We start from the raw sequence: 505 nt of genomic DNA, 5'->3' as shown, positions 1-505 counted from the left end.
TAGAATCACGTTCATCTGTTGCGATTTCATTTCTAAATTTTGCAGCTTGTTTTCCGCGATAAGCGGTTTCTGCGTATTGCTCAAGCATATTCAACTTCCTTATTACCGAACTGTATTACTAACTATTTATTTACAGTTCGGCGCCACTCCTTTGCGTAAATACAAGCCAAACTAGCTTCACTACCACACGGCTTCTCTATTTACTTGGCAATCTACTGGATCTAAATAAGGTTTTAGCTCCTCAGGGAATCCATGTTTTTCGGTTATGTCTTTATCAATTTTGAAGTAATGCTCTATCGATTGATATAAGTGAGTGCCAAGCGGGATGGATGTATCCATAAAGGTCATGGCCGTGGCGTATGCTAGTGAATCCCATTCACGATTTGAACCACCTACATAAAAAGTGGGCTTAGTGAAGCGATAATGTTTAGGGTATTTTAACGGCACCATGAGTGATACAAATACACGTGAGCCACCGCGTGCTGAACCGACATTACGCTGATTT

The 505-nt window shown here is 40.8% G+C and carries 1 pseudogene; it reads right to left on the bottom strand.

The annotated features are described in order from the left end of the window. Positions 1 to 180: 180 nt before the first annotated feature. Positions 181 to 505, bottom strand: a pseudogene (locus tag JIG37_RS17665) (hypothetical protein); the annotation flags it as partial.

The sequence above is a fragment of the Pseudoalteromonas sp. bablab_jr010 genome, assembly GCF_016464105.1.
In the GTDB taxonomy this organism is placed as follows: Bacteria; Pseudomonadota; Gammaproteobacteria; order Enterobacterales; family Alteromonadaceae; genus Pseudoalteromonas; species Pseudoalteromonas simplex.
This window is presented reverse-complemented; position numbering and strand designations above follow the sequence as displayed.